General features: G+C 69.8%; 18 protein-coding genes. 9 read left to right on the forward strand and 9 right to left on the reverse strand.

Annotation, left to right across the window (positions count from 1 at the left end):
• The first annotated feature begins 247 nt into the window (after window positions 1-247).
• Complete coding sequence (locus tag ACN20J_RS43980; RefSeq protein ID WP_419668185.1) at window positions 248-2,539, forward strand: ricin-type beta-trefoil lectin domain protein; 2,292 nt, start codon at window positions 248-250, stop codon at window positions 2,537-2,539.
• A 38-nt stretch (window positions 2,540-2,577) separates the two neighbouring features.
• Here the strand turns inward: ACN20J_RS43980 and ACN20J_RS43985 are convergent, their stop codons facing one another.
• A complete protein-coding gene (locus tag ACN20J_RS43985; protein ID WP_419668186.1) occupies window positions 2,578-4,983 on the reverse strand; it encodes a SpoIIE family protein phosphatase in 2,406 nt (801 codons plus the stop codon).
• 268 nt (window positions 4,984-5,251) lie between these two features.
• Between ACN20J_RS43985 and ACN20J_RS43990 the strand changes: the two genes are divergently transcribed.
• Window positions 5,252-8,362: a glycoside hydrolase family 2 TIM barrel-domain containing protein gene (locus ACN20J_RS43990; protein ID WP_419668187.1), complete on the forward strand. Its 3,111-nt coding sequence runs from the start codon at window positions 5,252-5,254 to the stop codon at window positions 8,360-8,362.
• Here ACN20J_RS43990 and ACN20J_RS43995 read toward each other — a convergent pair.
• Both ACN20J_RS43995 and sigJ read right to left on the reverse strand, forming a co-directional pair.
• Window positions 8,334-10,112: a cytochrome b gene (locus ACN20J_RS43995; RefSeq protein WP_419668188.1), complete on the reverse strand. Its 1,779-nt coding sequence runs from the start codon at window positions 10,110-10,112 to the stop codon at window positions 8,334-8,336. The two genes, ACN20J_RS43990 and ACN20J_RS43995, sit on opposite strands and share 29 nt — an antisense overlap.
• Window positions 10,109-11,104 carry an RNA polymerase sigma factor SigJ gene (gene sigJ, locus ACN20J_RS44000; RefSeq protein WP_419668189.1) on the reverse strand — a complete coding sequence of 332 codons (996 nt, stop codon included), beginning with the start codon at window positions 11,102-11,104 and terminating at the stop codon, window positions 10,109-10,111. The genes ACN20J_RS43995 and sigJ overlap by 4 nt, the downstream gene beginning before the upstream one ends.
• Before the next feature lie 197 nt (window positions 11,105-11,301).
• Between sigJ and ACN20J_RS44005 the strand changes: the two genes are divergently transcribed.
• From ACN20J_RS44005 to ACN20J_RS44015, 3 genes are all read left to right on the forward strand, one after another.
• Window positions 11,302-11,547 (forward strand): hypothetical protein, encoded by a 246-nt coding sequence (locus tag ACN20J_RS44005; protein WP_055617648.1) that lies wholly within the window; start codon window positions 11,302-11,304, stop codon window positions 11,545-11,547.
• Window positions 11,548-11,550: 3 nt separating this feature from the next.
• Window positions 11,551-11,928 (forward strand): hypothetical protein, encoded by a 378-nt coding sequence (locus tag ACN20J_RS44010; RefSeq protein ID WP_055617647.1) that lies wholly within the window; start codon window positions 11,551-11,553, stop codon window positions 11,926-11,928.
• 574 nt (window positions 11,929-12,502) lie between these two features.
• The gene (locus ACN20J_RS44015; RefSeq protein WP_419668190.1) at window positions 12,503-14,380 is read left to right on the forward strand and encodes an RICIN domain-containing protein; all 1,878 of its coding nucleotides are present in this window, start codon (window positions 12,503-12,505) and stop codon (window positions 14,378-14,380) included.
• 24 nt (window positions 14,381-14,404) lie between these two features.
• Here the strand turns inward: ACN20J_RS44015 and ACN20J_RS44020 are convergent, their stop codons facing one another.
• The 5 genes from ACN20J_RS44020 to ACN20J_RS44040 form a co-directional block, all read right to left on the reverse strand.
• On the reverse strand, window positions 14,405-15,397 hold the full coding sequence (locus ACN20J_RS44020; RefSeq protein ID WP_419668191.1) for a 2-hydroxyacid dehydrogenase: 993 nt from the start codon (window positions 15,395-15,397) through the stop codon (window positions 14,405-14,407).
• On the reverse strand, window positions 15,394-16,563 hold the full coding sequence (locus ACN20J_RS44025) for a lactate 2-monooxygenase (RefSeq protein WP_190232102.1): 1,170 nt from the start codon (window positions 16,561-16,563) through the stop codon (window positions 15,394-15,396). The genes ACN20J_RS44020 and ACN20J_RS44025 overlap by 4 nt, the downstream gene beginning before the upstream one ends.
• Window positions 16,564-16,786: 223 nt before the next feature.
• Window positions 16,787-17,785 carry a hypothetical protein gene (locus tag ACN20J_RS44030; RefSeq protein WP_189844137.1) on the reverse strand — a complete coding sequence of 333 codons (999 nt, stop codon included), beginning with the start codon at window positions 17,783-17,785 and terminating at the stop codon, window positions 16,787-16,789.
• Window positions 17,786-17,884: 99 nt separating this feature from the next.
• Complete coding sequence (locus ACN20J_RS44035; protein WP_419668192.1) at window positions 17,885-19,495, reverse strand: purine-cytosine permease family protein; 1,611 nt, start codon at window positions 19,493-19,495, stop codon at window positions 17,885-17,887.
• 406 nt (window positions 19,496-19,901) lie between these two features.
• Window positions 19,902-20,474, reverse strand: a complete 573-nt coding sequence (locus tag ACN20J_RS44040; protein WP_189844135.1) for a hypothetical protein — start codon at window positions 20,472-20,474, stop codon at window positions 19,902-19,904.
• A gap of 307 nt (window positions 20,475-20,781) precedes the next feature.
• On the opposite strand from ACN20J_RS44040, the gene ACN20J_RS44045 reads away from it, so the two are divergent.
• Complete coding sequence (locus tag ACN20J_RS44045) at window positions 20,782-21,213, forward strand: protease inhibitor (RefSeq protein ID WP_419668193.1); 432 nt, start codon at window positions 20,782-20,784, stop codon at window positions 21,211-21,213.
• A gap of 217 nt (window positions 21,214-21,430) precedes the next feature.
• Here ACN20J_RS44045 and ACN20J_RS44050 read toward each other — a convergent pair whose 3' ends face one another.
• Window positions 21,431-21,622 (reverse strand): hypothetical protein, encoded by a 192-nt coding sequence (locus ACN20J_RS44050; RefSeq protein ID WP_190232063.1) that lies wholly within the window; start codon window positions 21,620-21,622, stop codon window positions 21,431-21,433.
• A gap of 173 nt (window positions 21,623-21,795) precedes the next feature.
• Between ACN20J_RS44050 and ACN20J_RS44055 the strand changes: the two genes are divergently transcribed.
• From ACN20J_RS44055 to ACN20J_RS44065, 3 genes are all read left to right on the forward strand, one after another.
• The gene (locus ACN20J_RS44055) at window positions 21,796-22,524 is read left to right on the forward strand and encodes a MerR family transcriptional regulator (protein ID WP_419668194.1); all 729 of its coding nucleotides are present in this window, start codon (window positions 21,796-21,798) and stop codon (window positions 22,522-22,524) included.
• A gap of 267 nt (window positions 22,525-22,791) precedes the next feature.
• Window positions 22,792-23,646: an ABC transporter permease gene (locus tag ACN20J_RS44060; protein WP_143634985.1), complete on the forward strand. Its 855-nt coding sequence runs from the start codon at window positions 22,792-22,794 to the stop codon at window positions 23,644-23,646.
• Window positions 23,643-24,530, forward strand: a complete 888-nt coding sequence (locus ACN20J_RS44065) for a carbohydrate ABC transporter permease (protein ID WP_189844132.1) — start codon at window positions 23,643-23,645, stop codon at window positions 24,528-24,530. The genes ACN20J_RS44060 and ACN20J_RS44065 overlap by 4 nt, the downstream gene beginning before the upstream one ends.
• The last annotated feature ends 23 nt before the right edge of the window (window positions 24,531-24,553 follow it).

Below are 24,553 nucleotides of genomic sequence, written 5' to 3' on the forward strand. Positions count from 1 at the left end.
GCTTCTTCGCCGATGCCAAATCGGTACTTACTTCGGGTAACTTGAGAGTGTGCCATTCCGAATCGCATTGCTTCGGGCTTCTGTTGACGCTTTGTCTCTGCCAAAGACGTTGCTGGAAATGGAGGATTGGGAGCGTTCTCTTGTTCCGGAGCGGTTCGTTGTGCAAAGGTGCACCCGTCAGCGTGCAGGAAAGATTCCGTACCCCTTGGTATGGACTATTTCTGCGGGGGCTTTGGAGGAAGTGCACGTGAGCGACGCGACCCCGTCGAATTCCCCTATAGCCGGAAGCCTGTTCGATGCGACGGACGAACGGCTCACGGCAGACCTGAAGAGGGGCTCGGGCAAGACACCCGCCCAGTATCCCTCGGGGGAACTGCTCTCCCGGCACTGGGTGCCGGTCTTCTCGTACGCCAGACTGTGCACGAACGGTGCGCAGTACGCCGGAATGCTCACCACCGCCGCATTCACCCGCCTCTTCGGGGAGTCGGTTCGGCGCACCGGACCGAAGTCTGCGTGGCGACCGCAACTGCTGGTGGCGGTGCGCCGAATAGCGGGCGAATGGGACGCGGACAAACGCCGGGAGCTGCTCCGTCCCGAGTTGCGGTCCGACCCGAACGACAAGGAACGGGCGGCGGACCGGCTCCTTCCGCCGGAGAACAGGCGGCTCGTGTCCCGCGCGTTCCACCGGCTGCCGGAGTCCGCCCGCTGCGTTCTGTGGCATGCGGAGGTGGAGGCCGAGGATCTCGCGGTACCGGCCCGTCTGCTCGGCATCTCCGTCGAGGACGCCTCCGTCGCGCTGGACCGGGCGCGGGAACTGCTGCGCCAGAACTGCCTGGAGAACCATCGAGAACTCGCCCCCGACGAGGAGTGCCGCCGCTACAGCCGGCTGCTCGACGTCTCGCTCCGGCCCGGCGGCAGGATCTGCCCCGATCTGCAGGAGCACATGGCCGACTGCCCGCACTGCCAGTCCACGGCCGGCCAGTTGGACCAGTCGGGCGGCCGTCTCGCCGGCCTCCTGGCCGAGGGGGTGCTCGGCTGGGGGGCCCAGCCGTATCTCCACTCCAGGCCGGGACGCCGGGTCCGGGCGCAGGAGACGCAGGCGGGTCCCGTGGTGTCGGTGGCTCCGGGCATGGACGCGCATCCGGGCATGGGCTCCTACCCGGCGGCTCCGGGACCACAGCCGGGCACCGGCAATGGCGCAGGCGCAAGCACAGGCGCAGGAACAGGGCCCGGGACCGCTCCGGGTTTCGTCCCTCAGCCGGGCACCGGACATCCCCCGCAACACCGCTCTGACGCCGATCTCTACTCGGACACCGATTCCGTCTGGGGACCCAGTCCCCGGCAGGCTTTCGATGCCCCGGGCCCCGGGCCCCGCCCGGACCTCGCCCCTCACGCGGGAGCCGGCGCCCACCCAGCCGATGGTCCTAGCGCCGATCCCGGTCCGGGAACCGGGTCCCACCCGAATGTGAGCGGCCACGCGAGTACGGCCAACGCCTCGGGGGCGGGCTCCCACCGGGATACCGGTCGTCGTGCGGGCGCCGGCCTCCACAGCGCGGGTCCGCGCCACGCCGTACGGCTTCCCCCGCATGCGGACGCCCGCCCGGGCGAGCCCGGCAGGCGCTCCCCGCGCCGACGCAACCTCGCCCTGGCCATCCTGGCCGTGAGCGGCTGTGTACTCGTGCCACTGGCCCTGTGGTCCGGCGGGGACAGCACGGGGCAGCCCTCCTCCTCGGATGCCGGAACGGCGTCGCAGGAGCCGGACTCCAGGCCGACCAGGGTCGGCACCGGCGGCACGGAGACCGGCACCCTGAGCGGGCGGCTCCGCAACGTCGGGAGCGGCGACTGTGTCGGGATCGCCGACGGCAAGGCCACCGCGGGCGTGGAGGCCACCGTCGCCACCTGCAGCTCCTCGGAGCGGCAGCAGTGGGCTTACGAGAGTGACGGTCTGCTGCGCAGCCTGGCCGACAAGGACCTGTGCCTCGACTCCCGGCTTCCTTCTTCCGTCAGGCTGGGTCCGTGCGACGGCGAAAAGGACGAGGTGTCCGTCCGCTACGACCTCACCCTTGAGGGAAACCTGGTTCCCCTGGGGCGCCCGAAGCTCGCGCTGGCGCCGGTCTCGGGGGACGAGGAGACGGGCCTGGTCCTCAAGACCCGTAGCGAGGGCAAGGCCCAGCGCTGGGAGATCGACACCTCGGTGGACTCACTCCAGATGGAGTGGATCACGTCGTACACGAACAGCGACACGGCGAAGCCGACGCGCGATCCGGGCCCGGCGCCCACCCGCACGCCGCCCCCGCCACCGAAGCCCGCGCCTTCCCAGACGCCCCCACCGCCTCCGCCCCCGACGCCCGCCCCCGCTCCGAGCTGGGTGTGTTACGGCTACTACTGCTGGTACGACGGCGGGTCCGGCGGTGGCTATGGCGGAGGCAGCGGTTACGGAGGCGGTTACGGCGGCGGCTATGGAGGAGGCGGCTACGGCGGCGGATACGGGTACGGCGGGGGCGGTTACGGAGGCGGAGGCTACGGCGGCGGCCGGTGAGCCGGCGGTCCGTCAGGCCCCTTGAGGCTTCCGGCGTATCACTCCTCGACGAGCGTCAGCTCCGCCCAGATCGTCTTGCCCTCGGGGGTGTGGCGGCTGCCCCAGCGCTCGGTGAGCTGGGCGACCAGGAGCAGACCGCGGCCGCCCTCGTCGAAGATCTTGGCGCGGCGCAGATGCGGCGCGGTGTGGCTGGAGTCCGACACCTCCACGATCAGCGTGGTGGCGTCGTGGATCAGCCGTAGCCGGATCGGACGCTCGCCGTACCGGATGGCGTTGGTGACGAGTTCGCTCACGACCAGTTCGGTGGTGAAGCCCGCCTCGCTCAGGTCCCAGGTCTCCAGCTGCTGGACGACCTGTTTGCGGATCGGGGCGACGAGGGCCGGATCGGCGGGGATGTCCCAGGTCGCCACTTGCGAGGTGGGCAGACCCTTCGTCCGGGCGAGCAGCAGGGCCACGTCGTCGGAGGCGCCGGTCGGCGGGAGCAGCGACTGGAGGATGTCGTGGCAGGTCTCGTCGAGGGAGCCCGCGGTCCGGGCCAGTGCCCGGCACAGCACCGCTCGGCTCTCGTCCGGGTCGCGGTCGCGGCTCTCGATGAGGCCGTCGGTGTAGAGGGCGAGCACGGTGCCCTCGGGCAGCCGGAGTTCGACCGGCTCGAACGGCAGCCCGCCCAGGCCCAGCGGAGGCCCCGGCGGTACGTCGATCTCCTCGGGCGAGCCGCCGGGCCGGAGCATCAGCGGTGGCGGGTGGCCCGCCCGGGCGAGTGTGCAGACGCGGGTGACCGGGTCGTACACGGCGTACAGACAGGTGGCCCCCACCTCGCCGGTGGTTCCCTCGCCGGCCTCCGAGGAGAGCCGGACGACCAGGTCGTCGAGGTGGGTCAGCAACTCGTCCGGTGCCAGGTCGATATCGGCGAGCGTGCGCACGGCGGTCCGTAGCCGCCCCATCGTGGCGGAGGCCTGGACGCCGTGGCCGACGACGTCTCCGACGACCATGGCGACGCGCATCCCCGACAGCGGGATCACGTCGAACCAGTCGCCGCCGACCCCGGCCCGGGCGGCGGGCAGATAGCGCGAGGCCGCCTCGACGGCGGCCGTCCGGGGGAGTGTCCGGGGCAGCAGACTGCGCTGCAGGGCGATGGCGGTCTCGCGCTCGCGGGAGAAACGCCGGGCGTTGTCGATACAGACGGCCGCCCTGGCCGTGACCTCCTCGGCGAGCAGGACGTCGTCGGCGGTGAACGGGTCGGGGCGCTGGAACCGGGTGAAGACGGCGACGCCCAGCGTCGCACCGCGGGCCTGGATGGGAACGGACATCGTCGTGTGGATGCCGAGTTCCCTGACGCGCTCGCCGCGCGCCGGATCCCAGGCGAGCCAGTCCGCCAGTGTGCTCATGGGATCCGTGGCCACGATGGGCCGGCCGGCCACCAGGGAGTCGGCCTGCGGCGAGGAGGCAGGGTAGACGTCGATCTGGCCCAGCTTGACCACGGCCTCCGGATTGCCGGGGTGCACCGACCGGTGGGCGGCGCGGCGCAGGCTCACGGGAGCGGAGATCGGCCCGGTGTACGGCTCGCTGCCGTGTTCCGGCGGGTCCACGAGGTCGATGCTGACGAAGTCGGCGAGCGCGGGCACGCAGACATCGGCCAGCTCCTGGGCCGTACGGGTGACGTCGAGGGTGGAGCCGATGCGGATGCTCGCCTCGTTCACGATCTGGAGGCGCTCGCGGGCGAGGTACTGGTCGGTGAAGTCGTGGGCGGACAGACAGACGCCGACCACCCGGCCCTCGGTGTCGGTCAGCGGCGCCATCCGCGCCAGCCAGGCCAGCGCGCCGTCCGCGTTGCCGGTGCCCAGGGTCTGTACGTCCTGGTGCTGCCCGGTCAGGAGGACCTGGAGCATGGACGCCTCGAGCTCGTCGTTCTGCGGTCTGCCGCCGATCTCGGGGATGCGCAGCCCGCGGATACGTTCCTCCGGGAGGCCTATCGACTCGGCCATCACCGCGTTGACCCGCCGAAGCCGCAGCCTCTCGTCGAAGAGGGCGGTGGCACAGGGTGACTGCTCAAGGAACATGGCGGAGAGGGAATCGGCCTCCGTCCGCGGCTCGCCGTTCTCCAGCGGGGTGACGACGAGCCAGTCGCTGCGGTCGCCGAGTTCGGGTCTGCGCCGGTGCGCGAGCAGCCATACGTCCAGGGTCCGGCCGTCCCGGTGGCGCAGTGCGAGTGTGTCGTTCCAGCGGCGGTCGGCCGACGGGGGGAGCAGGGCTCCGTCGTCCGTGGCCAGCAGGTTCGCGGCGGGCCGGCCCACGACCTCGGCCGGGGCATGACCGAGCAGTCGCCGGGCGCCCTCGTTCCACTCGACGAGGATGCCGTCGCGGTCGATGACGGCCCGCGCGGTGGCGGTCTCGTCGAACGGGTACCCCGGGCTGTCGTCCGAGGCTTCGTCGGGGCTCCTCATCGCCGCCACTCCATTGCGCACACTCACAGTTAACAAGCGCGTCACTTCTGTTCCAGCCTAGTGCGTCGGGGTCTTCCGCACATGGCACAACGGCCCGCGCACCTGCCCTCTGACGGGCCCCTCCGCCACCGTGGGATTCAGGCCGATGTGACACCCGGGACGGGAAGCGCTTACCGGAGTCTTGACGGTCGCACATGTCGCACTGTCAGAATCTGTTTGTTCGCGAGCAGTTGTGAGCAAATGTGAGCCCTTACGAAAGGGAAACACCGTGACGGTGACTCGCAGGTCCGTACTGATCGCAGGCACAGCGGCTCCCGTGGTCCTCGCGAGCCCCTCCGACGCATGGACCGCCGAGGAAACCGCTCTACGGGCCCGGCCCGCCACCGGAGGACGGACCGTCCCGCTCCGCGACGGCTGGCGCTTCGCGCTCGTCGATCCGGCCGGCCTCACCGACCCCACCGGCGCCTACGCCCGGGCCGCCGAGCCCGACTATGACGACTCGGAGTGGCGGCGGATCGCCGTACCGCACGACTGGAGCAACGAGCTCAGCCCCACGACGGACCACGGCACGACCAGCGGCACCGGATTCTTTCCCGGCGGCCTCGGCTGGTACCGCATCGCCTTCACCCTCCCGAAGGCGTACGCGGACAAGCGGGTCTCCGTCGAGTTCGACGGCGTGTACATGGACTCGTCCGTGTACTGCAACGGGCAGCTCGTCGGCCAACACCCGTACGGCTACACGGGGTTCGCCCTCGATCTCACCGATCTGCTGCACACGGACGGCACCACCGCGAACGTCGTCGCGGTCGAGGTCCGCAACCGGCTTCCCAGCAGCCGCTGGTACTCGGGCAGCGGGATCCACCGCGAGGCCCGCCTCGTCGTCACCGACCCGGTGCACGTCCAGCGGTGGGGCACCCAGGTGACGACACCGGAGACCGGGAAGGACCGCGCGCTCGTACGGGCGCGGACAAGCGTCGTGAACGCGTCGGGCGAGGCGAGACGGGCGGAGGTGAGAACGGCGGTCGTCGACCCGGACGGCCGTACGGTGGCGCGCGGGACGTCCACCGTGACGGTCGACGCCGACCCCGCGACCGTCACACACGACCTCACCGTCCGACGCCCACGGATGTGGGACATCGACACACCGGCGCTCTACACCCTGAAGACCGAAGTCCGAGTCGACGGCCGCACCGTCGACACCTACGAAACCCCCTTCGGCATCCGGCACTTCACCATGGACGCCGACAACGGCCTGACCCTGAACGGCCGTTACCTCAAGCTCCGGGGCGTCAACCTCCACCACGACCTGGGCGCCCTCGGCGCGGCCGTCAACGCGGACGCCGTGGAACGCCAGTTGAAGATCATGCGGAGCATGGGGGTCAACGCCCTGCGCACCTCCCACAACCCGCCCGCCCCCGAGGTGATCGCGGCCTGTGAGCGGCTCGGCATCGTGATGATGGTGGAGGCCTTCGACTGCTGGCGGCGCGGCAAGAACCGGTACGACTACGGGCGCTTCTTCGACGCGCACAGCGACGCCGACATCGCCGAGATGGTCCTGGCCGCCCGCAACTCGCCCGCCGTCATCATGTGGTCCATCGGCAACGAGATTCCCGACTCGACCTCGACCGCCGGCCTGGCCATGGCCGACCGGCTCATCGACGACGTGCGCCGACTCGACCCGACCCGGCCGATCGTGATCGGCTCCGACAAGTACCGGAGCCTGCCCGCCGTCGGCTCGGCGGCCGATCTGATGCTCGCCAGGATCGACGGACTCGGCCTCAACTACAACACCGCCGCCTCGGTCGACGCCCTGCACGCCCGCTATCCGCGCCTCTTCCTCTTCGAGTCGGAGTCCTCGTCCGAGACCTCCACACGCGGTGAGTACCAGGAGCCGGAGCGCCTCAACACGGGCGAGAACCACACCCCCGGCCGGCGCGCGACCTCCTCGTACGACAACAACCTCGCCTCCTGGACGATGAGCGGCGAGTACGGGCTGAAGAAGGACCGGGACCGGAAGTGGTTCACGGGCGAGTTCCTGTGGTCGGGGATCGACTACCTCGGCGAGCCGACGCCGTACGACGTGTTCCCGGTCAAGGCGTCCTTCTTCGGCGCGGTCGACACGGCCGGCTTCCCGAAGGACATGTACTACCTCTTCAAGAGCCAGTGGACCGAGAAGCCCATGGTCCATCTGCTCCCGATGAACTGGACCGATCACCGCCCGGGGGAGGTGGTCGACGTCTGGGCGTACTCCAACGTCGACACCGTCGAGCTCTTCCTCGACGGAAAGTCCCTCGGCACAAGGAAGTTCGACGAGAAGAAGACCGCCGACGGGCGTACGTACCTGGAGACCACCGAGGCCACGGGCGACGACAAGACCGTCACCGGCGGTCCCTGGCCCGGGAGTTACACGAGCCCGAACGGCAGCGCGGGCAAGCTTCACCTCACCTGGAAGGTCCCGTTCGCCCCGGGCGAGCTGAAGGCGGTGGCCCGGCGGGACGGCAGGACCGTGGCCACCGACGTCCTGCGCACCGCCGGGACACCGCACGCGCTGCGCCTCACCTCCGACCGCAAGTCCCTTGCAGCCGACGGTCGTTCGCTCTGCTTCGTGACCGCCGAGGTGGTCGACGCCCATGGCGTGGTGGTGCCCAGTGCCGACCACTCCATCGCCTTCGACGTCGACGGCGGATCGCTGGCCGGGGTCGACAACGGGCGCGAGGAGAGCGCCGAGCGCTACCAGGCGAGCACCCGAACGGCCTTCCACGGCAAGGCCCTGGCGATCGTCCGCGCCGGCACCGAGGACGGAAGGCTCACGCTTCGGGCACGCTCGGCGGGCCTGCGGACGGCGACCATGACCGTCCGCGCCACGACCGCGCGCCCGAAAGTCCTCACCCCGGCGGCCGACTTCGCCCCCGACCCCGGACCGGGAGCCCCCAACTACCCTCTGGCGGACGCCAGTTACTCGGGCCGCCCCGACACCCTGCCCGCCGCGATGCTCGACGGCGACCCCGCCACCGGCTGGTCCAACGCGTTCCTCAAGGCCGCCACGGCTCTGCTACCAGCCTTCGACGGAGCCCGCGAGGAGGACTGGGTGTCCGTCGAGTGGGGCCGTGCCCGCACCTTCGACCGGATCGAGGTCTCCTTCACGGCCGACGCCACGCACTCCCTGCCCGCCTCGGTGGAGGTCGCGGCTTGGGACGGGCGCCGCTACCGGCCCGTGAAGGGAGCCGACGTCGACTGGGCCACCGCGTCCGACGCGCCGACGGTGATCACCTTCGACGCGGTACGCGGCAGCCGGCTCCGGCTCACCATGAGGAGCCGCCACCCGGGCGAGGTCCGGGGCGGCCTGCGGATCAGCCGTCTGGAGGTCCCGCCTCGCTGACCTGACGCCCACTCACCTGATGCTCCCTCATCTGCCTTTCCTCCGGCGGCTGTTCGACGGCCTGGTGCTCAGCGGCCTGCTGCTCAGAGGACGGGTTCTCAGCGATCGGGCGCTCGGCGGCCGGGTGTTCGTTTGGCCCGTGGGCCTCCCGGTACTCCTCTGCCGTCGGCTTCGCCACCTGGGTGCCTTCGCCGTACAGCGCGCGCGAGAGCCGGGCCCGCAGGCGCAGCATCGGCATCCGGCGGTTCGGGCTCGGCACACCGTTCTCGTCCTCCGCCGGGCCGAGTTCGAGCGGCCGGGGCTGCTCGTGCTGGGTGAGGGTGTGCAGTTCGGCGGGGGAGAGGGGCCGGTGCAGTTCGACGTACTCGCCGTGCGGGAGCCGTTTGATCACGCCGGTCTCCCGGCCGTGCAACACCAGCTCCCGGTCCCGGAGTTGGAGGCCCAGACAGATGCGCCGGGTCGCGACGAAGACGATGACCGGGACGACGAAGAGCGCGATCCGGACGGCCCAGGTGACCGTGTTGATCGACAGATGGAAGCGGGTGGCCACGATGTCGTTGCCGCCGCCCGCGAGCAGGATGAGGTAGATGCTGATCCACGCCGTGCCTATGGACGTACGGATCGGCCGGTTGCGCGGACGGTCCAGGAGATGGTGCTCACGCTTGTCACCGGTGATCCAGGATTCCAGGAACGGATAGACGCCGATGAAGATGAGCAGGAGCGGGAAGACGACGATCGGGATCAGCACGCCGAGGACCAGCGTGTGCCCGGCGATATTGATCTCCCAGCCGGGCATGATGCGTACCAGGCCCTCCGCGAAGCCCAGATACCAGTCCGGCTGAGCCCCCGTGGACACCTGGTCGGCGCGGTAAGGACCGTACGACCAGACCGGGTTGATCGACGCGACCGCCGAGATGAGCGCGATCACCCCGAACACCAGGAAGAAGAAGCCGCCCGCCTTCGCCATGTAGACGGGCATGAACGGCGCGCCCACGACGTTCCGTTCGGTCTTTCCGGGGCCGGGGAACTGGGTGTGCTTGTGGTAGACGACCAGGATCAGATGCGCGACCACCAGAGCCGCCATGATCCCGGGAATCACCAGAATGTGCAGCGAGTAGAAGCGCCCGATGATGTCGTGCCCGGGGAACTCGCCGCCGAAGAGGAAGAACGACAGATACGTTCCGACGATCGGCACGGACAGGATCGCGCCGTCCACGAACCGCATTCCGGTGCCGGACAGCAGATCGTCCGGCAGAGAGTAGCCGAAGAGACCCTCGAAGAGTCCGAGGAACAACAGGGTCCAGCCGAACAGCCAGTTGACCTCACGGGGCCTGCGGAACGAGCCCGTGAAGAAGTGCCGCATCATGTGCATGAGCATCCCGGCGATGAAGATCAGCGCCGCCCAGTGGTGGATCTGCCGGATCAGCAGACCGCCCCGCACGTCGAAGCTGATGTCCAGCGTGGACGCGTACGCCTCGGACATCCGGACGCCGTTCAGCGGGATGTAACTGCCGTGGTAGGTCACCTCGTTCATCGACGGGTGGAAGAACAGCGTCAGATAGACGCCGGTCAGGATCAGGATGACGAAGCTGTAGAGGCAGATCTCCCCGAGCAGGAACGACCAGTGGTCCGGGAAGACCTTGCGCAGGTATTTCTTGCCGAGGCTGTGGGTGCCGAGGCGGCCGTCGAACCAGTCGGCGACGCGCTGACCGGAGGACTCCTTCCCCGCCTGCCGTTCGGTCGTGGTCACGCGGCCCCCTCCTTCTCGTCGTCCTTCTCGTCCTTCTCGTTCTTCTCGGCCAGGTGCACGTGCGTGAGTTTTTCGGGGTTGGAGACGATGTAGAGGCCGGACACCCGGTCGCCCTCCGGGGTGAGGTCCATGACCATCACCGCGTACGGGGAGTCGCCCGCGAACAGCACCGCGGCGTCGTCGCCGTTGACGCGCCGGTATCGGATGTCCAGCGCCGGCACGCCGCCCCGTGAGGCGTAGGAGGCGATGAGGCGGATCGCCTTGTCCCGCCCGTGTATCGGCCGCAGCCCCGCCGGACGCCGTTTGCCGCCGCCGTCGGTCCACATCGTCACGTCCGGCGCGAGGATCTCCATCAGGGCGCCGATGTCTCCGCCGAGAGCGGCCTCGACGAACCGCTCGGTCGCCTCTCTTCGCACCCGCGGATGTGCCTCGTACAGCGGACGGCGGGCGTGCACGTGCCGGCGGGCGCGGTGCGCGAGCTGGCGGACGGCCGCGGGATTGCGGTCGATGACCTCGGCGATCTCGGCGTGGGCGTAGCCGAACACCTCGCCCAGGACGAACACCGCCCGCTCCAGCGGGGACAGCGACTCCAGGACGACGAGCATCGCCATCGACACGGACTCACCGCGCAGCACACGGTCGGCGGCGTCCGCGGACGCCGGCTCGGTCCCGGCGGACTCGGCCACCAGCGGCTCGGGCAGCCAGGGACCGACGTACGTCTCGCGTCGGCGGCTGATCACGGCCCGTCGTTTCAGCGCGTGGTTCACCGCTATGCGTACGAGATACGCGCGAGGGTTGCCTATCTCCTGGTCCGGCGCCCGGTCCCGGCTGCCGGACCAGGACAGCCAGGTGTCCTGGAGTACGTCCTCGGTGTCCGCGACGCCGCCGAGCATGTTGTAGACGATCGCGAACAACAGCTCGCGGTGGTCGATGAACAGCCGGGTCGCCGTGCTCAGTGCCTCGTCGGTCTCCGGTGCCGGACTCTCGGACATGCGTGTGCCTCCCGTTGCGCGCTCACCCATGCGAGGGCCGCGGGGGTCCGGAATGTGACAGACGGCGGCTGGAATGTGACGCAGGTCTCAGGCGGGCCGCTTCGGGTTCGTGGCGGTCGTATCCCCCCGGTACCGTTGGACATGGCACTTGACCTGCATGTATTTACGAGTAAGTACCCGCGCGGTACCGTGAGGGCATGCCTGCTCTCAACGTGGAATTCAGCGAGCGCGAGCTCGAGGATCTGCGGCAGATCGCCAAGGAGCGCGGTACGTCGATGAAGGCCCTGGTTCGTGAGGCGGCCGCGGCCGACATCGTGCGGCACCGAGCGCTGCAGGAAGGCGCGGACGTCTTCCGCCGGTTCTTCGCCGCGCACGCGGACGAGTTCGCCGCGGCCTTCCCCGACGACGAACCACCCACCAAGGGCGAGGGGCGGGCCGCCTGACTCATGGCACCCGTCATTCATATCGACGTGCCCTGGCTGCTCCAGCGCCATGAAGAGGTGCTGCCCGACCAGCCGACCGTCAACGACTTCTCGGTGCTCGTGGCAGCCGTGGCCCGGCACAGAGTGGACCCGCCCCGGCTCGGGGTGGACTCGGACCCGGCCTGGCGCGCCGCCGCGCTGCTGCACACCCTCGCCCTGCTGAAGCCGCTGCCGTCCGCCAACGCCCGGTTCGCCTGCGCGACGGCGGTCTCGTACATGTTCGTGAGCGGCGTCGGCATCGATCCGCCGTACGGGGCACTCGTGGACCTCGCCCGCGACCTGATCTCCGGCAAGGTGGACGTCTTCGCGGCGGCCGACCGACTGCGGTCCTGGCAGATCTGACCCACGCCGCGACAGGTTCGAGTCGCCCCGGACGTGACGACCCGCCCTCGGGGCCGCCGACCGAGGGCGGGAGGATCGGGGTCGGCGGCCGTTTCGCGCGGGAGAGCCGCCGTCCCGTGCGGGGCCCCCGAGAAGGGCCGTTACCAGTGGACTACGCCAAGTCGCGCGCGGGGAGCGTGCGAGAGGCACCGGCGCGGGCGCGCGCTTCACACGGGGCGCATGGCAACGATTGCCATTTCGAAATGCGGTACGGCCGAGGCGAGTTGCCCCAGGTGTGACTGACTTTCCTTCAATGCCGCGGATGTTGCTGAAGTAGCTCAAGTGCCTTGTTGGGTGTGAGAGTTTTGTGCAAGGGTGAACTTCCTCGTACATGTCCAATGGTCAGGTCTGATTCGCTGCTCGGGATTTCATCGTGCCGTGGGGCCCAAAAGGCTCGCGGCCGGCGGACGTCGAGTGGTCGAGATCCCGGCCGCTTTCCGTGCGTCAAGCCAAAAAGGTATGCACCAACCAGGAGCCCCTTTTCGGCGGTCACAACTTCTGTGTGACACCTTGTGCCTTGGAAGGAAACCGCTCAGTGCACACCCCCCACCCGCCTCGTCCCCCGTATCCGCCGGGCTCCGGTACCGCTCCCGGGGAATCCGACGAGAGCCTCGCCGCCCTCCTCAGAGCGCAGCCGGAGGGCGAGCTCACCCACTCCGTGGCGCTGCTGCTCGCGCGACACTGGCAGCCGACGCACGACTACGCGGTCATCTGCCTCGCTTCCTCGGCGAACGTCGCCTCCATGGTCACCGCCGCCGCCTTCCAGCAGGTGCTGGAACGCCTGCGGCGCGCCGGGTCCGCCGTGGCCCTGCGCCCCCAGCTCCTGGTGGCCGTGCGGGACATCATCAAGGCATGGTCCGCGGAGGACCGGATATCCGCGGTGCTGCCGGATCTCCGGAAACCCGCCGGGGGTCGCGGTATGCGCGCGACGAAGTCCATGACGCCGGAAAATCGCAAGCTCGCCGAGCGTTCTTTCCAGTCCCTCCCGGGACTCGCCCAGTGCGTGCTGTGGCACACCGAGGTCGAGGCCGAGCCCATATCCGTACCGGCCGGTCTGCTGGGTATGGATGCCGACACCGCGTCGGCAGCTCTGGAGCAGGCCCGGGAGAAATTCCGTGAGGGCTGTGTTCGGGCCCACCGTGAACTCGCGCCGAACAAAGACTGCCGCTACTACAACCGTCTCCTGGACGTTCCGATTCGCCGCGGGGGCGCGCTGCTCCCCGATGTGCAGCAGCATCTCCTGGAGTGCCGCTTCTGCCGTTACGCGGCCGAGCAACTCAGTCATTTCGAGGGCGGGTTGGGCGGTCTGCTCGCCGAGTCGATGCTCGGCTGGGGCGCCCGCCGCTATCTGGAGTCGCGGCCGAGCCGCGGTCACTCGGGTGCCCGTCCGGGCCGCAACAGCGGCAAACGCCCGGGCAGCGGCGACCGCCCCCGTCTGCTGTCCCAGCTCTCGCCCAGGCCGTCCCGGCAGGGGCGCCACTCCTCGCCGGGCTCCCGGCACTCGAAGGCGCTCCTCACCGGAGCGGGACTCGTCTCGGTGGCCCTGCTCGCCTCCGTCCTGGTCGCCAGCCTCTGGTCGTCGGACGACGGCGACGCGGATCCCTCGGCCTCCGCCGGCGCGTCCAGCAGCATCGTCCCCGGGGCGGGAGGGCAGACCCCGCCCGCCAGGTCCTCGTCCCCGCCCAACTCGGCGGGCCTGCCGACGCCTCCCGGACAGACCCGGCTGCGCAACCTCGCCGCGGACCTCTGCCTCGACATCAAGGACGGCAGGGCCAAGGCCGGTGTCGGCACCAAACTGGAGACGTGCTCCGCGGCCAGGACACAGAAGTGGTCGTACGAGGAGGACGGCCTCCTGCGCAGCGTCGCCGAACCCGAGCTGTGCCTGGACTCCCACGTGGACGCCGGCGTCGTAGTCCTCGGCCGCTGTGTCTCCGCGTCGGCCAAGCGCGGCGACGATGTGCGTTACGACCTCACCGTCCAGGGCGAGTTGCTGCCCCGCTGGCAGGAGGGGCTGGCCGTCGCCCCCTCCTCCACCGATCCGGACGCGGAGGTCGTGGTGAAGATCCGCGACAGGTCGGACGAACAGCGCTGGCTGACCGACGCGACGACGGCCAGCCCCGAGTCGCTGTCGATCGCCGGAACGGGTGCGCCGTCGTCCGGCCGCCCGGACGCCGACCCGACGTCCACCGAATCGGACTCCGTTTCGGGATCCGACTCCGACTCGGACTGCGTCGAGTCCCCCTGCGAGGTGGAGCCGTCGGCCGCGGAGAAGGACGCGGAGCCGGAGCCGACCACGACCGTGTCCGGGCCGTACACGGAGCGCCGCGCCGTCACCGTCGACGACTCCGCCCCGCGGCCCGTCGCACCGGTGCCTCTTCTGCTGGCGCAGACGGTCTCGAAACTGGGTCTCTGACCCGGCCTTGCTCCCGACCGGGTGCTAGGAGACGACGTCCCGGGGTGGTTCGCCCGCCAGGAAGTCGGTGACGTTCTGGACGGCGGCCAGCGCGATCCGTACGAGGGTCTCGCGGGTGACGCCGGCGACGTGCGGCGAGAGCACCACGTTCGGGGCCTTGAGCAGCCGTAGGGCCGGTGTGGGCGGTTCGGGGTCGAAGACGTCGATGCCCGCCCCGGCCAGGGCACCCGACTCCAGCGCGTCCGCGAGGGCGTCCTGGTCGATCAGCGCGCCCCGCGAGGTGTTGACGACGAACGCGGTCGGCCTGAGCAGCGCGAGCTTCCCGGCGTCCAGGAGATGCCGGGTCGTGTCGTTGAGCGGCGCGTGCAGCGTGACGTAGTCCGACGCGCGCAGCAGCTCGTCGAGGCCGACATGGCGGGCGCCGCCGAGCCGTGCCTCTGTCTCCGGGCCGACGGATCGCGGTCCGGCGTACAGGACGGTCATGTCGAAGGCGACCGCGCGGCGGGCGACCTCCTGGCCGATGTGGCCGAGTCCGATCACTCCGAGGGTCTTGCCGGACAGTTCGGTGATGGACCGCTGGAGCCGCGGCAGCGCCCAGTCGGCGTCGACGAGCGCGGTGTGCGCCGGGATCAGCTGCTTGGCGAGGGCGAGCATCAGGGCGAAGGTCTGCTCGGCGACGTTCTGCTTCTCGGCGCCACTGGAGCCGATGGTGCACACGGGGATGTTCCGGGCGCGGGCCGCATCGAGGTCCACGTAGTCGAAGCCGTGGCTCGCGCACTGGACCAGCTCCAACTCCGGCGCGGAGGCCAGGTGTTGGGCGGTCACGGGAGCGAGCCCGGTGAGGACGACGTGCGCCTCGCGCAGCGCGGCCGGGTCCTCGTCGGCCGACTCGACGACCGTGACGCGGGCCTCCTTCGGGAACAGCGTGGCGAGGCCGGCGCCGCCCGAACGGCCGCCCACGTGGGGCGAGATGACGACCAGGACGTTCTTGGCAGCGGCGGGGGAGTCGCCGGTCATGCGGTCTCCTCGGCGAGGTCGTCGGCGCTCACGGTCGCCGGGCCCGCGTGACCCGACAGCGCGAGGGTCAGGTCGAGTTCGGCGAGCAGACAGCGGATGACGTGCTCCACTCCCGCCTGGCCGTCGAGGCCGAGCCCATACGCGTACGGACGTCCGACGAGCACCGCCTCGGCGCCCAGCGCGAGTGCCTTGAAGATGTCGTCGCCCGTGCGGATCCCGCCGTCGAAGAGGACGGTCAGCCGGTCACCGGCGGCCTCGACGACCCGCGGCAGCGCGTCGGCGGCGCCGACGGAGCCGGCCACCTGACGGCCGCCGTGGTTGGAGACGACCACCCCGTCCATCCCGGCGGTGACGGCCCGGCGGGCGTCGTCCGGGTGCAGGATGCCCTTGAGGACGATGGGTCCGTCCCAGTTCTCGCGCAGGAACTCCAGGTCGGGCCAGGTCTTCGCGGGATCGGCGAACATCCCGACGAAGTGCATGACCGCCGCGTTCGGATCCTCTTCCACCGGCTTGGCCAGACCCGCCTGGAACGCCGGGTCGGAGAAGTAGTTGGCCGTGCCGATCCCGTGCAGGAACGGCAGGTACGCCTGGTCCAGGTCGCGTGGCCGCCAGGCGAGCAGCGGTGTGTCCAGCGTGACGAACAGCGTGCTGAATCCGGCCGCCTTCGCCCGGTTCAGGAAACTCTTCGTGACATCGCGGTCCTTCGCCCAGTACAGCTGGAACCAGCGCTCCGCGTCGCCCATCACCTCCGCGACCTGCTCCATCGGGGTGCTGGAGGCGGACGACAGGATGTACGGCACCCCCTGCGCCGCGGCGGCCCGGGCGGCGGCCGACTCGGCGTCCGGGTGCATGATCGACAGCACGCCGACGGGTGCGAGGGCGAGGGGAGCGGGCAGTGGGCGGCCCAGCACCTCGACGGACAGATCGCGTTCGTGCACATCGCGCAGCATGCGGGGCACGATCCGGCGCCGTTCGAGCGCGGCCCGGTTCGCGCGCGCCGTACTGCCGTTGCCCGCGCTGCCCGCCACATAGCCGAACGGGCCGGGTTCGAGCCGCTGCTCGGCCAGCTCCTCCAGCCGGGTCAGATCGGTGGGCAGCCGGGGCACCGCGCCCGTCATGCCGTTCAGATAGATCTCGTACTGGAAGTCCGCCCAGTGCTTCGTCATCCGTACGTCCCGCCTCTCGCCCTTGATCTCGCCGTCGAGACCGTGCCGTTCGCGCTGGAGACCGTGCCCTGTTTCCGCGGACACCACGCCGTTCCTGCGACGATCCTGACGAGCGGGACAAGATCCGTCCACCGTCGCCGCGAAGGTCACCGCGACGGCCGCTGCGAAGGTCGATACGAAGATCGCCGGGCGGGCCGGTCTCAGGCCGGGCTCAGGCCCGGCTTCAGCTCGGGAACGACACGCGTACGGCGACCAGTTCGCCGGCCGGGCCGAGCTCCGCCGACACGGGGAACCAGCCGTCGCCCTGGCCGGTCATGGTGCACAGCACGCGCGCGCCGCCGACCTCGACGGTTCCGGACTCGACCGCGGAGGCGCGGACCTCGCGCATGACCTGCCAGTGGTGGGAGTGCGGGCGGAAGTCCACCATCAGCCGCCGCCCCGGGGCGGCCTCCTTCCAGTCGAAGAGGGCACTGGCCCGGCGCATCGCTTCCGGCACGGTCAGCCCCGTCCAGCCCCTGACCCCGTCCTCGCCGGGCTCACCGAGCGCGGGCGCCCCGAACTCGGCGGCGGCCTCCTCCTCGGCGGCGCCCCAGAACGCGACGTCGGCCAGCCCGTCCACGGGCTCGTCGTGCTGCCAGGCGTTCAGCGCGTCGGCGTCCCCGAAGAGGAGCCGGGCCCAGTCGACCCGGATGTCGCCGAGTTCCACGATCTTGGCGGCGGGGGCCGGGTCCACCGGGATCACGATGCCGGCGCCCGACGCCAGCACCGGGAGGGCGCGGTCGCGGGGCAGACCGCCGAGCGCCACGACCGGCACCCCGTGCATCAGGAAGCAGCCGCCGCCCCGCCCCGCACACCGCCGGACCCGCTCCCGGTGCGGCACCCGCTCGCAGGCCTCCAGCCGGGCGTCGAAGCCGTGCTCCCGGCAGTGCGCGTCGAAGAGTTCACGCAGCCGCGCGACTCCGGACGCCGGGATGTCGTGGAGCATGCGGCCGGGCTGCCGGTCGAAGGAGTGGGCCGCGGTGTCGGCGTCGGGGCCGGTGATCGTGAAGTCGTTCGCTCCGCTCACATCGGCGGCGACCGCCGGATCATGGACGCCGAAAGCCCCCGGGTCCACCTCCGCCGGCGACCGCTCCCCGCTCCACATGCCCAGGTGGCCACCGTCGAGGACCACCAACTCGCCGGACGGACACGTGATCGCGCCCAGCTCGTAGATCTCTTCCATGGCGCGGCAGTCTACGAAGGCACCGCTCCTCGACGGCCCCGTGCCGGGCGGGCTGTCCGGATTTCGCCCTCCGAAGTGCTCAGAAGCCGTCAGAAGTCGTCACGGGCCCTCGGTGGCCAGTACCGGTCGGTTCTCGGCGGCCTCGCTGCCCGGTCCGGTGATCGGTGGTACCGGTACATCGACGGTACGGACCAGGCGAGCGCCCTCCGGCCCGTACACCGCCCGGGGTTCGGGGAAGAACCAAAGCAGCGACAGGAACAGCACGGCGGAGACGGCCAGGGAGATCGGCAGGCCGATGTCGACCCCGCCGGCCAGGTCACCGAGCGGGCCCACGAACTGGCCGGGGATGTTCGTGAAGAGGACGCCGATGACGGCGGAGACCCACCAGGCGGTCATCCCGCGCCAGTTCCAGCCGTGCGCGAACCAGTAACGGCCGCCCCGCTGGCGCCGGTTGAAGACCTGGAGCGCGTCGGGGTCGTACCAGCCACGCCGGGTGTAGAAGCCCAGCATCATCACGACCATCCACGGCGTCGTACACGTGATGATCATCGTGGCGAACGTCGAGATGCTCTGTACGAGGTCGAAGCCGAAGCGCCCGACGAAGATGAACGCGATGGACAGCACGCCGACCAGCACCGTCGCCTGCACCCGGGACAGCCGGGGGAACACGGACGAGAAGTCCAGCCCGGTCCCGTACAGCGCGGTCGTGCCCGTCGCCATGCCGCCGATCAGCGCGAGCAGACACACCGGCAGGAAGAACCAGCTCGGCGAGATCGCCAGCAGCCCGCCCACGAAGTTCGGGGCCGCGGGATCGACGTAATCCGGTGCCTTCGCCGCGATGATGCTCGCGGTCGCCAGGCCGAAAACGAACGGCAGCAGGGTCGCGATCTGCGACAGGAACGCGGCGCCGATCACCCTGCGCCGCGGAGTGCTCGCCGGGATGTAGCGCGACCAGTCGCCGAGGAACGCCCCGAAGGACACCGGGTTCGACAGCACGATCAGCGCGGAGCCGATGAACGACGGCCAGAACAGATCCTGCGTCGCCGCGTCGGCCGACGCCGTGAAGATCCCCGCGTACGAGGGGTCGAAGTCCCCGGCGAAGGCCACCGCGCCCAGCAGGAACAGCAGGGTCGCCGAGGTCACCGCGACCTTGTTCACGAACAGCATGAAACGGAACCCGTACACGCACACCGCGAGCACCAGAACGGCGAACAGCGCGTACGCGACGACGTACGACAGGTCGCTGCGGCTCAGTCCGAAGAGCCGGTGCGCACCGCCGACCAGGGCGTCGCCCGAGCTCCACACCGAGATGGAGAAGAACGCGACCGCGGTGAGCAGCGACAGGAACGAACCGACGACCCGGCCGTGCACGCCCAGGTGCGCGGAGGAGGAGACGGCGTTGTTCGTGCCGTTGACCGGCCCGAAGACCGCCATCGGACACAAAATCAGCGCACCCGCGATCACCCCGAGGAGCGTCGCCGCGAGCCCCTGCCAGAAGGAGAGGCCGAAGAGGATGGGGAAGGCCCCGAGTACGCAGGTGGAGAAGGTGTTGGCCCCGCCGAAGGCGAGCCGGAAGAGGTCGAGCGGGCTCGCGGAGCGGTCCGCGTCGGGGATCCGCTCGACGCCGTAGGGCTCGACCTCGGTGAGGGACGGGGGCTGCGTGGCGGGGGAGTTCTGGGACAAGGAGGGGCTCCAGCGAAGGACCGACATCCCGAGGGGCGTCCGGGCGGGGGAGCGCGTGGTGACGCGGCTGGCCGGACGGCGTGTCGCTGTCGCTTGGGTGCGCGGAGCGCGGGGAAGCCGTCCCTTGGTGCGGTGATCTGCCGAAGCTAAGGGCTGGGCCGAGGCCCGCACCAGTGGACGAACCATCCATGTTCGCGGTTGCCGGTGGACGAATGTGTTATCGGCTCTTGTCAGTTGCCGGTGGACGAACCGCACTGTCTCGCGGGCGGCCGCGTCCGTCAGGTGATCGCTGTCATCCGCCGTGGCTCACGGGCGCCAGAGCCGCGAATCCGCAGGCGAGCAGTGCGAGCACGGTCAGCCGTGCCCGGAGGCTGTTGACCACTTTGCGCATGAAGTCCTCCCGTTGACGTCGTTTCCCGGATCGGCTCAGGTGTCAGCCGTCGGTCGGAGTGTCCTCGGGGCCCGCGTCCTCGGCAATGGGTTCCGGCGCGTCGGGACCCTGCGCGCGAACCCGCTGTACGTGCTCCAGGGAGTCCCGCAACTCCGTGAGCCAGTCGTCCGCGTGGCGTTCGACGAGGCGGACGCACCAGGCGAGCGCGTCGCTGCGGCTGCGGGCGACACCGGCGGCGATCAGGGTGTCGAGGACCTGCCGCTGGGGCTGCCGCAGGCGGGTCATCACGGGCGCCGCGACATGCGTGAACAGGGCTCGCTCGCCGCCGCACTCCACACCCCACGAGACCTTCTTGCCGAAACGGTGCTCGGCCTCGCGGGCCACGCTGACCCGGGCGTCGCGGGTGCGCTCGCGGAACTCCTGGATCCGGGAGTCGACGGCCGCCTTCCGCTCGGCGTCCGAGGCGTTCTCGGTGAGCCGCGGTTCGGGAACGCGGCCGATGACGGTGATCTCCTCACGGTCGACCGTGACCTCGCCGAGGCTCTCGAAGAGGTCGTCGGGCAGACGGCCGGCGAACCAGCCGCGCAATTTCTCGTGCTGTTCGGCTGTAATCATGTAATGACGATTACTCGCTTGCGGTGCGGGCGCAAGGGGTCGGCACTCAGCTGGAAGCGGAATGTTTCAGGCCTATTGCTGAGCAGTACATATCCGGCCAGCGTGTCCAGTCGGTGACGCAGGGTCCGCTCAACTCCGGGGTCTGCGCGTTCGAATTCCGTAACTTCACGCCACTGATTCAATACGCAAGGTTACTGAAACGCGTGGGGTCGACGTGTGTTTCCGGCGCGGACTCGGCAGACTCGCGCTCGCCGCACCGGCACTCGACCGAGCCGGCGGCAACCAACCGAGCGGAAGGATGCACAAAATGCCGAACACCGCGCGCTGGGCAGCGACGATCACACTGACGGCCACCGCCGTCTGCGGACCCCTCACCGGGTCCGCGCTCGCCGCCACCCCCTCGCCGAACTCCCTCTACGCCCCCTCCTCCCTGGTGCTCACCATGGGCCACGGCGAGCTGAAGGCCGATACCGCCCCCGAACGCGCGGTCACCCTGACCTGTGCGCCGACCGCCTCGGGAACCCACCCGGCCGCGGCGTCGGCCTGCGCCGAACTCCGGGCGTCCGGCGGGGACTTCAGCACCCTGCCAGGAAGAACCGAAGCAATGTGCACCCGCGAATACGATCCCGTCGTCGTCACGGTCGACGGCGTCTGGCAGGGCAAGCGGGTGTCCTATGAACGCACCTTCTCCAACGAGTGCGTGAAGCGGGCCCACGGGTCGACCGTCTTCACGTTCTAAAGGGACCGGGGTCGCGCGGTTCGCCGATGTGCGTCGACGGAGGCCCGCGGATGCGGATGGGGAGTGCGGGTCCCCTCGCGGAGTGCCACGCGATCTCGCAACAGGGGCCGGCGGAGACGGAGTGGGGCCGTCTCCGCCGGCCCCGGCGTCATTTCCGGGACGGCCGCGACGTCAGTCCTGAGCCGAGTTCGGCCTCAGTCCTGAGCCGATCCGGGCGTCACGTCGAAGCGGTGATGCTCCAGGAGCCCACTTCGCGGTAGTCGGAGTCGGAGACGGCCGCCCCGTCGCCCGGCTTCAGCTCGTAGTGCTGGAGATTCCCACCCCAGTAGCGCAGGATCCGCCCCAGTTCCCGTGCGGCGTTTCCCTCCCAGGCGGTGTCACCCATGTCGACTTCGAGAACGAACTTCATGGCGAGGCTCTCCTGTTCCTGTTCCTGCGTCCCCGGTCTTCTTCCGGTCTGCTCTCCTTCAATCGTTTCATTGAAGTACTTCTTGAGACTTGGCCCGAGTTCGTGCCAGCTCAGGCTCACGGCCTACTCTGTAACCCTCAAATCGCGGTGAAACGGCAGGCTGGGGAGGCAGGGTGGGGGACCGACTGCGGGCCGTCGACCTCGCACGTGAGGCGGGCATCTCGACACAGCAGGTCCGCAACTACGTGGAGACGGGCATCCTGCCGCCCGTCCAGCGCACGGACAGCGGCTACCGGGTGTTCACGACCGCACATGCCGAAGCGCTCAAGGCCGGCCGCGCGCTGGCCGTCGGGCACGGCTGGCCGACGACCGGCGCGATCATGCGGGCCGTGCACGGCGGCGACCTGGAGACCGCGCTCGCCGTACTCGACGAGAGCCACGCCGAGCTCCACAGGGAGCGCACCGAACTCGCCGAGGTCATCCGGGCGCTGGACACGTTGATCACCCACGAGACCGAGCCGCCGGACCGGGACCGTGGCGGGATGCGCATCGGCGAAGTCGCCGACGCCATCGGGGTGCAGACGCCCGTACTGCGCCTGTGGGAGACGCGCGGCCTGCTGTGGCCGACGCGGGAGAAGGTCACCGGATACCGCCTCTACTCCGCCTCGGAGGCGCGGCTGGCCCAGATCGTGGCGCTTCTGAGGCGCGGTCACCATCCGTTCTCCACCATCGAGTCGGTCCTCGCCGAACTGCGCACCACCGGCAGCCCCGAGCGCGTACGGGCCGAACTCGCGGGCCGAGAACGCGAGTTGCACCTGCGGAGCCGGAGCCGACTGAAGGGCTCGGCCGCCCTCCACGCGTACCTCCAGGGGCTCGCGCAACAGACTACGAAAACGTTTTAAGCGTTCTCCGCAGGTCGGCAGGCGTACCGCACCAAGGCCAACTACCCGTCTGTGTCAGAAGTGTTGACCCTGGATTGGAAACGTTTTAATTTCCCCTCACCCAACAGCCAGAGGTGAGGAGGCTCCGTGGCCGCGGTGGTGCGGGAGCGTGCAGGTACGGAGGCGGTGACCCCATCCCGCCGCCGTCCGACCGGTGCGTTCAGGAGAAGAAAAGGTTTCCAGAGCAGCAGAGGCGGGAGCCGGAGAAACCGGGCGCTGTTCCTGCTGATGCTCCCCGGGCTCGGCTACTTCCTGCTGTTCCACTACGGCGCCCTGGCGGGCAACGTCATCGCGTTCAAGGACTACGTGCCCTTCGACGGCATCTGGGGCAGTCCTTGGGTGGGACTCGGCAACTTCCAACGGATGTTCCAGGACGCCGAGTTCTGGGACGCGGTCCTCAACACCCTCTGGATCGCGGTTCTCCAGATCGTCTTCTACTTCCCCGTACCGCTCGCCCTCGCCCTGCTCCTGCACACCCTGACCTGGACCACCGTCCGCCGCTTCGTGCAGTCGGTGGCGTACCTGCCGCACTTCATCTCATGGGTGATCGTGGTCGCCCTGTTCCAGCAGGTCCTCGGCGACACGGGGCTGGTGAACGGCTACCTCGGCGACGCGGGACTGAGCACCGTCGACATCATCGGCAACCCCGACGCCTTCAGACCGCTCACCGTCGCCCAGGTGATCTGGAAGGACGCCGGCTGGGGCACGATCATCTTCCTCGCCGCGCTCTCCCAGGTCGACGAGCAGCAGTACGAGGCCGCCGCCATCGACGGCGCCGGACCCTGGCGCCGCTTCTGGCACGTCACCCTGCCCGCGATCCGGCCGGTGATCGTCCTGCTGCTCATCATGCGGCTCGGCGACATCCTCTCCGTCGGGTTCGAGCAGATGCTGCTCCAGCGCGACGCGGTCGGCCCCGAGGCCGCCGAGATCATCGACACCTTCGTCTACTACCAGGGCATGGTCGGCGGCGACTACGGATTCGCGGCCGCCGCGGGCCTGTTCAAGGGCGTGATCGGCGCCCTGCTCGTCTACGCGGCCAACAAGGTCGCCCATCGCCTCGGCGAACAGGGGGTCTACAAGTGAGTGCTCAGACCCGGCCCGCCTGGATGGAGAAGCCCAGGCCCCTGACCCAGGCGGCGAAGGCCGTCGCGCTCGTGGCCGTCGTCCTCCTGGTCTGTGTGCCGTTCCTGGTGATCCTCTCGACCTCGCTCGCCTCGCCCGAGGAGGTCGTCGACAACGGCGGCTGGGTGCTGTGGCCCACCGAACCGACCATCCAGGCGTACCGCGACATCCTCGACGGCGGCATCGTCACCCACGCCCTCGGCGTCAGCGCGGGCGTGACCGTCGTCGGCACCCTGTTCAGCCTCTTCTGCACGGTCACACTCGCCTACGCCCTGTCCCGCCCCGGAGTCTTCGGCGGCCGGCCCGTGCTGCTCCTCGTCCTGTTCACGTTCCTCTTCCCGCCCGGCATGATCCCCAGCTTCCTGCTGGTCAAGGAGCTGGGCCTGCTGGACTCGTACGGGTCGCTGATCTTCCCCGTGCTCATCAACGTGTTCAACCTCGTGGTGCTGCGCGGCTTCTTCCAGTCGATACCGGATGAGCTGTACGAGGCCGCGCGGCTGGACGGGGCGGGGGACTGGCGGGTGCTGTGGTCCGTCGTGCTGCCGCTGTCCAAGGCCGCGCTCGCCGTCGTTGGTCTCTTCTACGCGGTGGCCTACTGGAACTCCTGGTTCTATGCCTCGCTGTATCTGGAGAGCGACCACTGGCCTCTTCAACAGGTGCTGCGCACGTATGTGGTGGCCGGGTCGGGGCTCACGGACACCGCGACCAGTGAGGGCACGGTGAATGCTCCGCAGACCGTGCAGATGGCTGTGCTGGTGATCGCCACGGTGCCGATTCTTTTGATCTATCCGTTCCTGCAGAAGTACTTCACGAAGGGTGTGCTCACAGGAGCCATCAAGAGTTGAGCGCCTTTCCTCCAGAGCTGGGA

The organism is Streptomyces sp. 2-1 (assembly GCF_048564895.1).
Classification (GTDB): Bacteria; Actinomycetota; Actinomycetes; order Streptomycetales; family Streptomycetaceae; genus Streptomyces; species Streptomyces phaeochromogenes.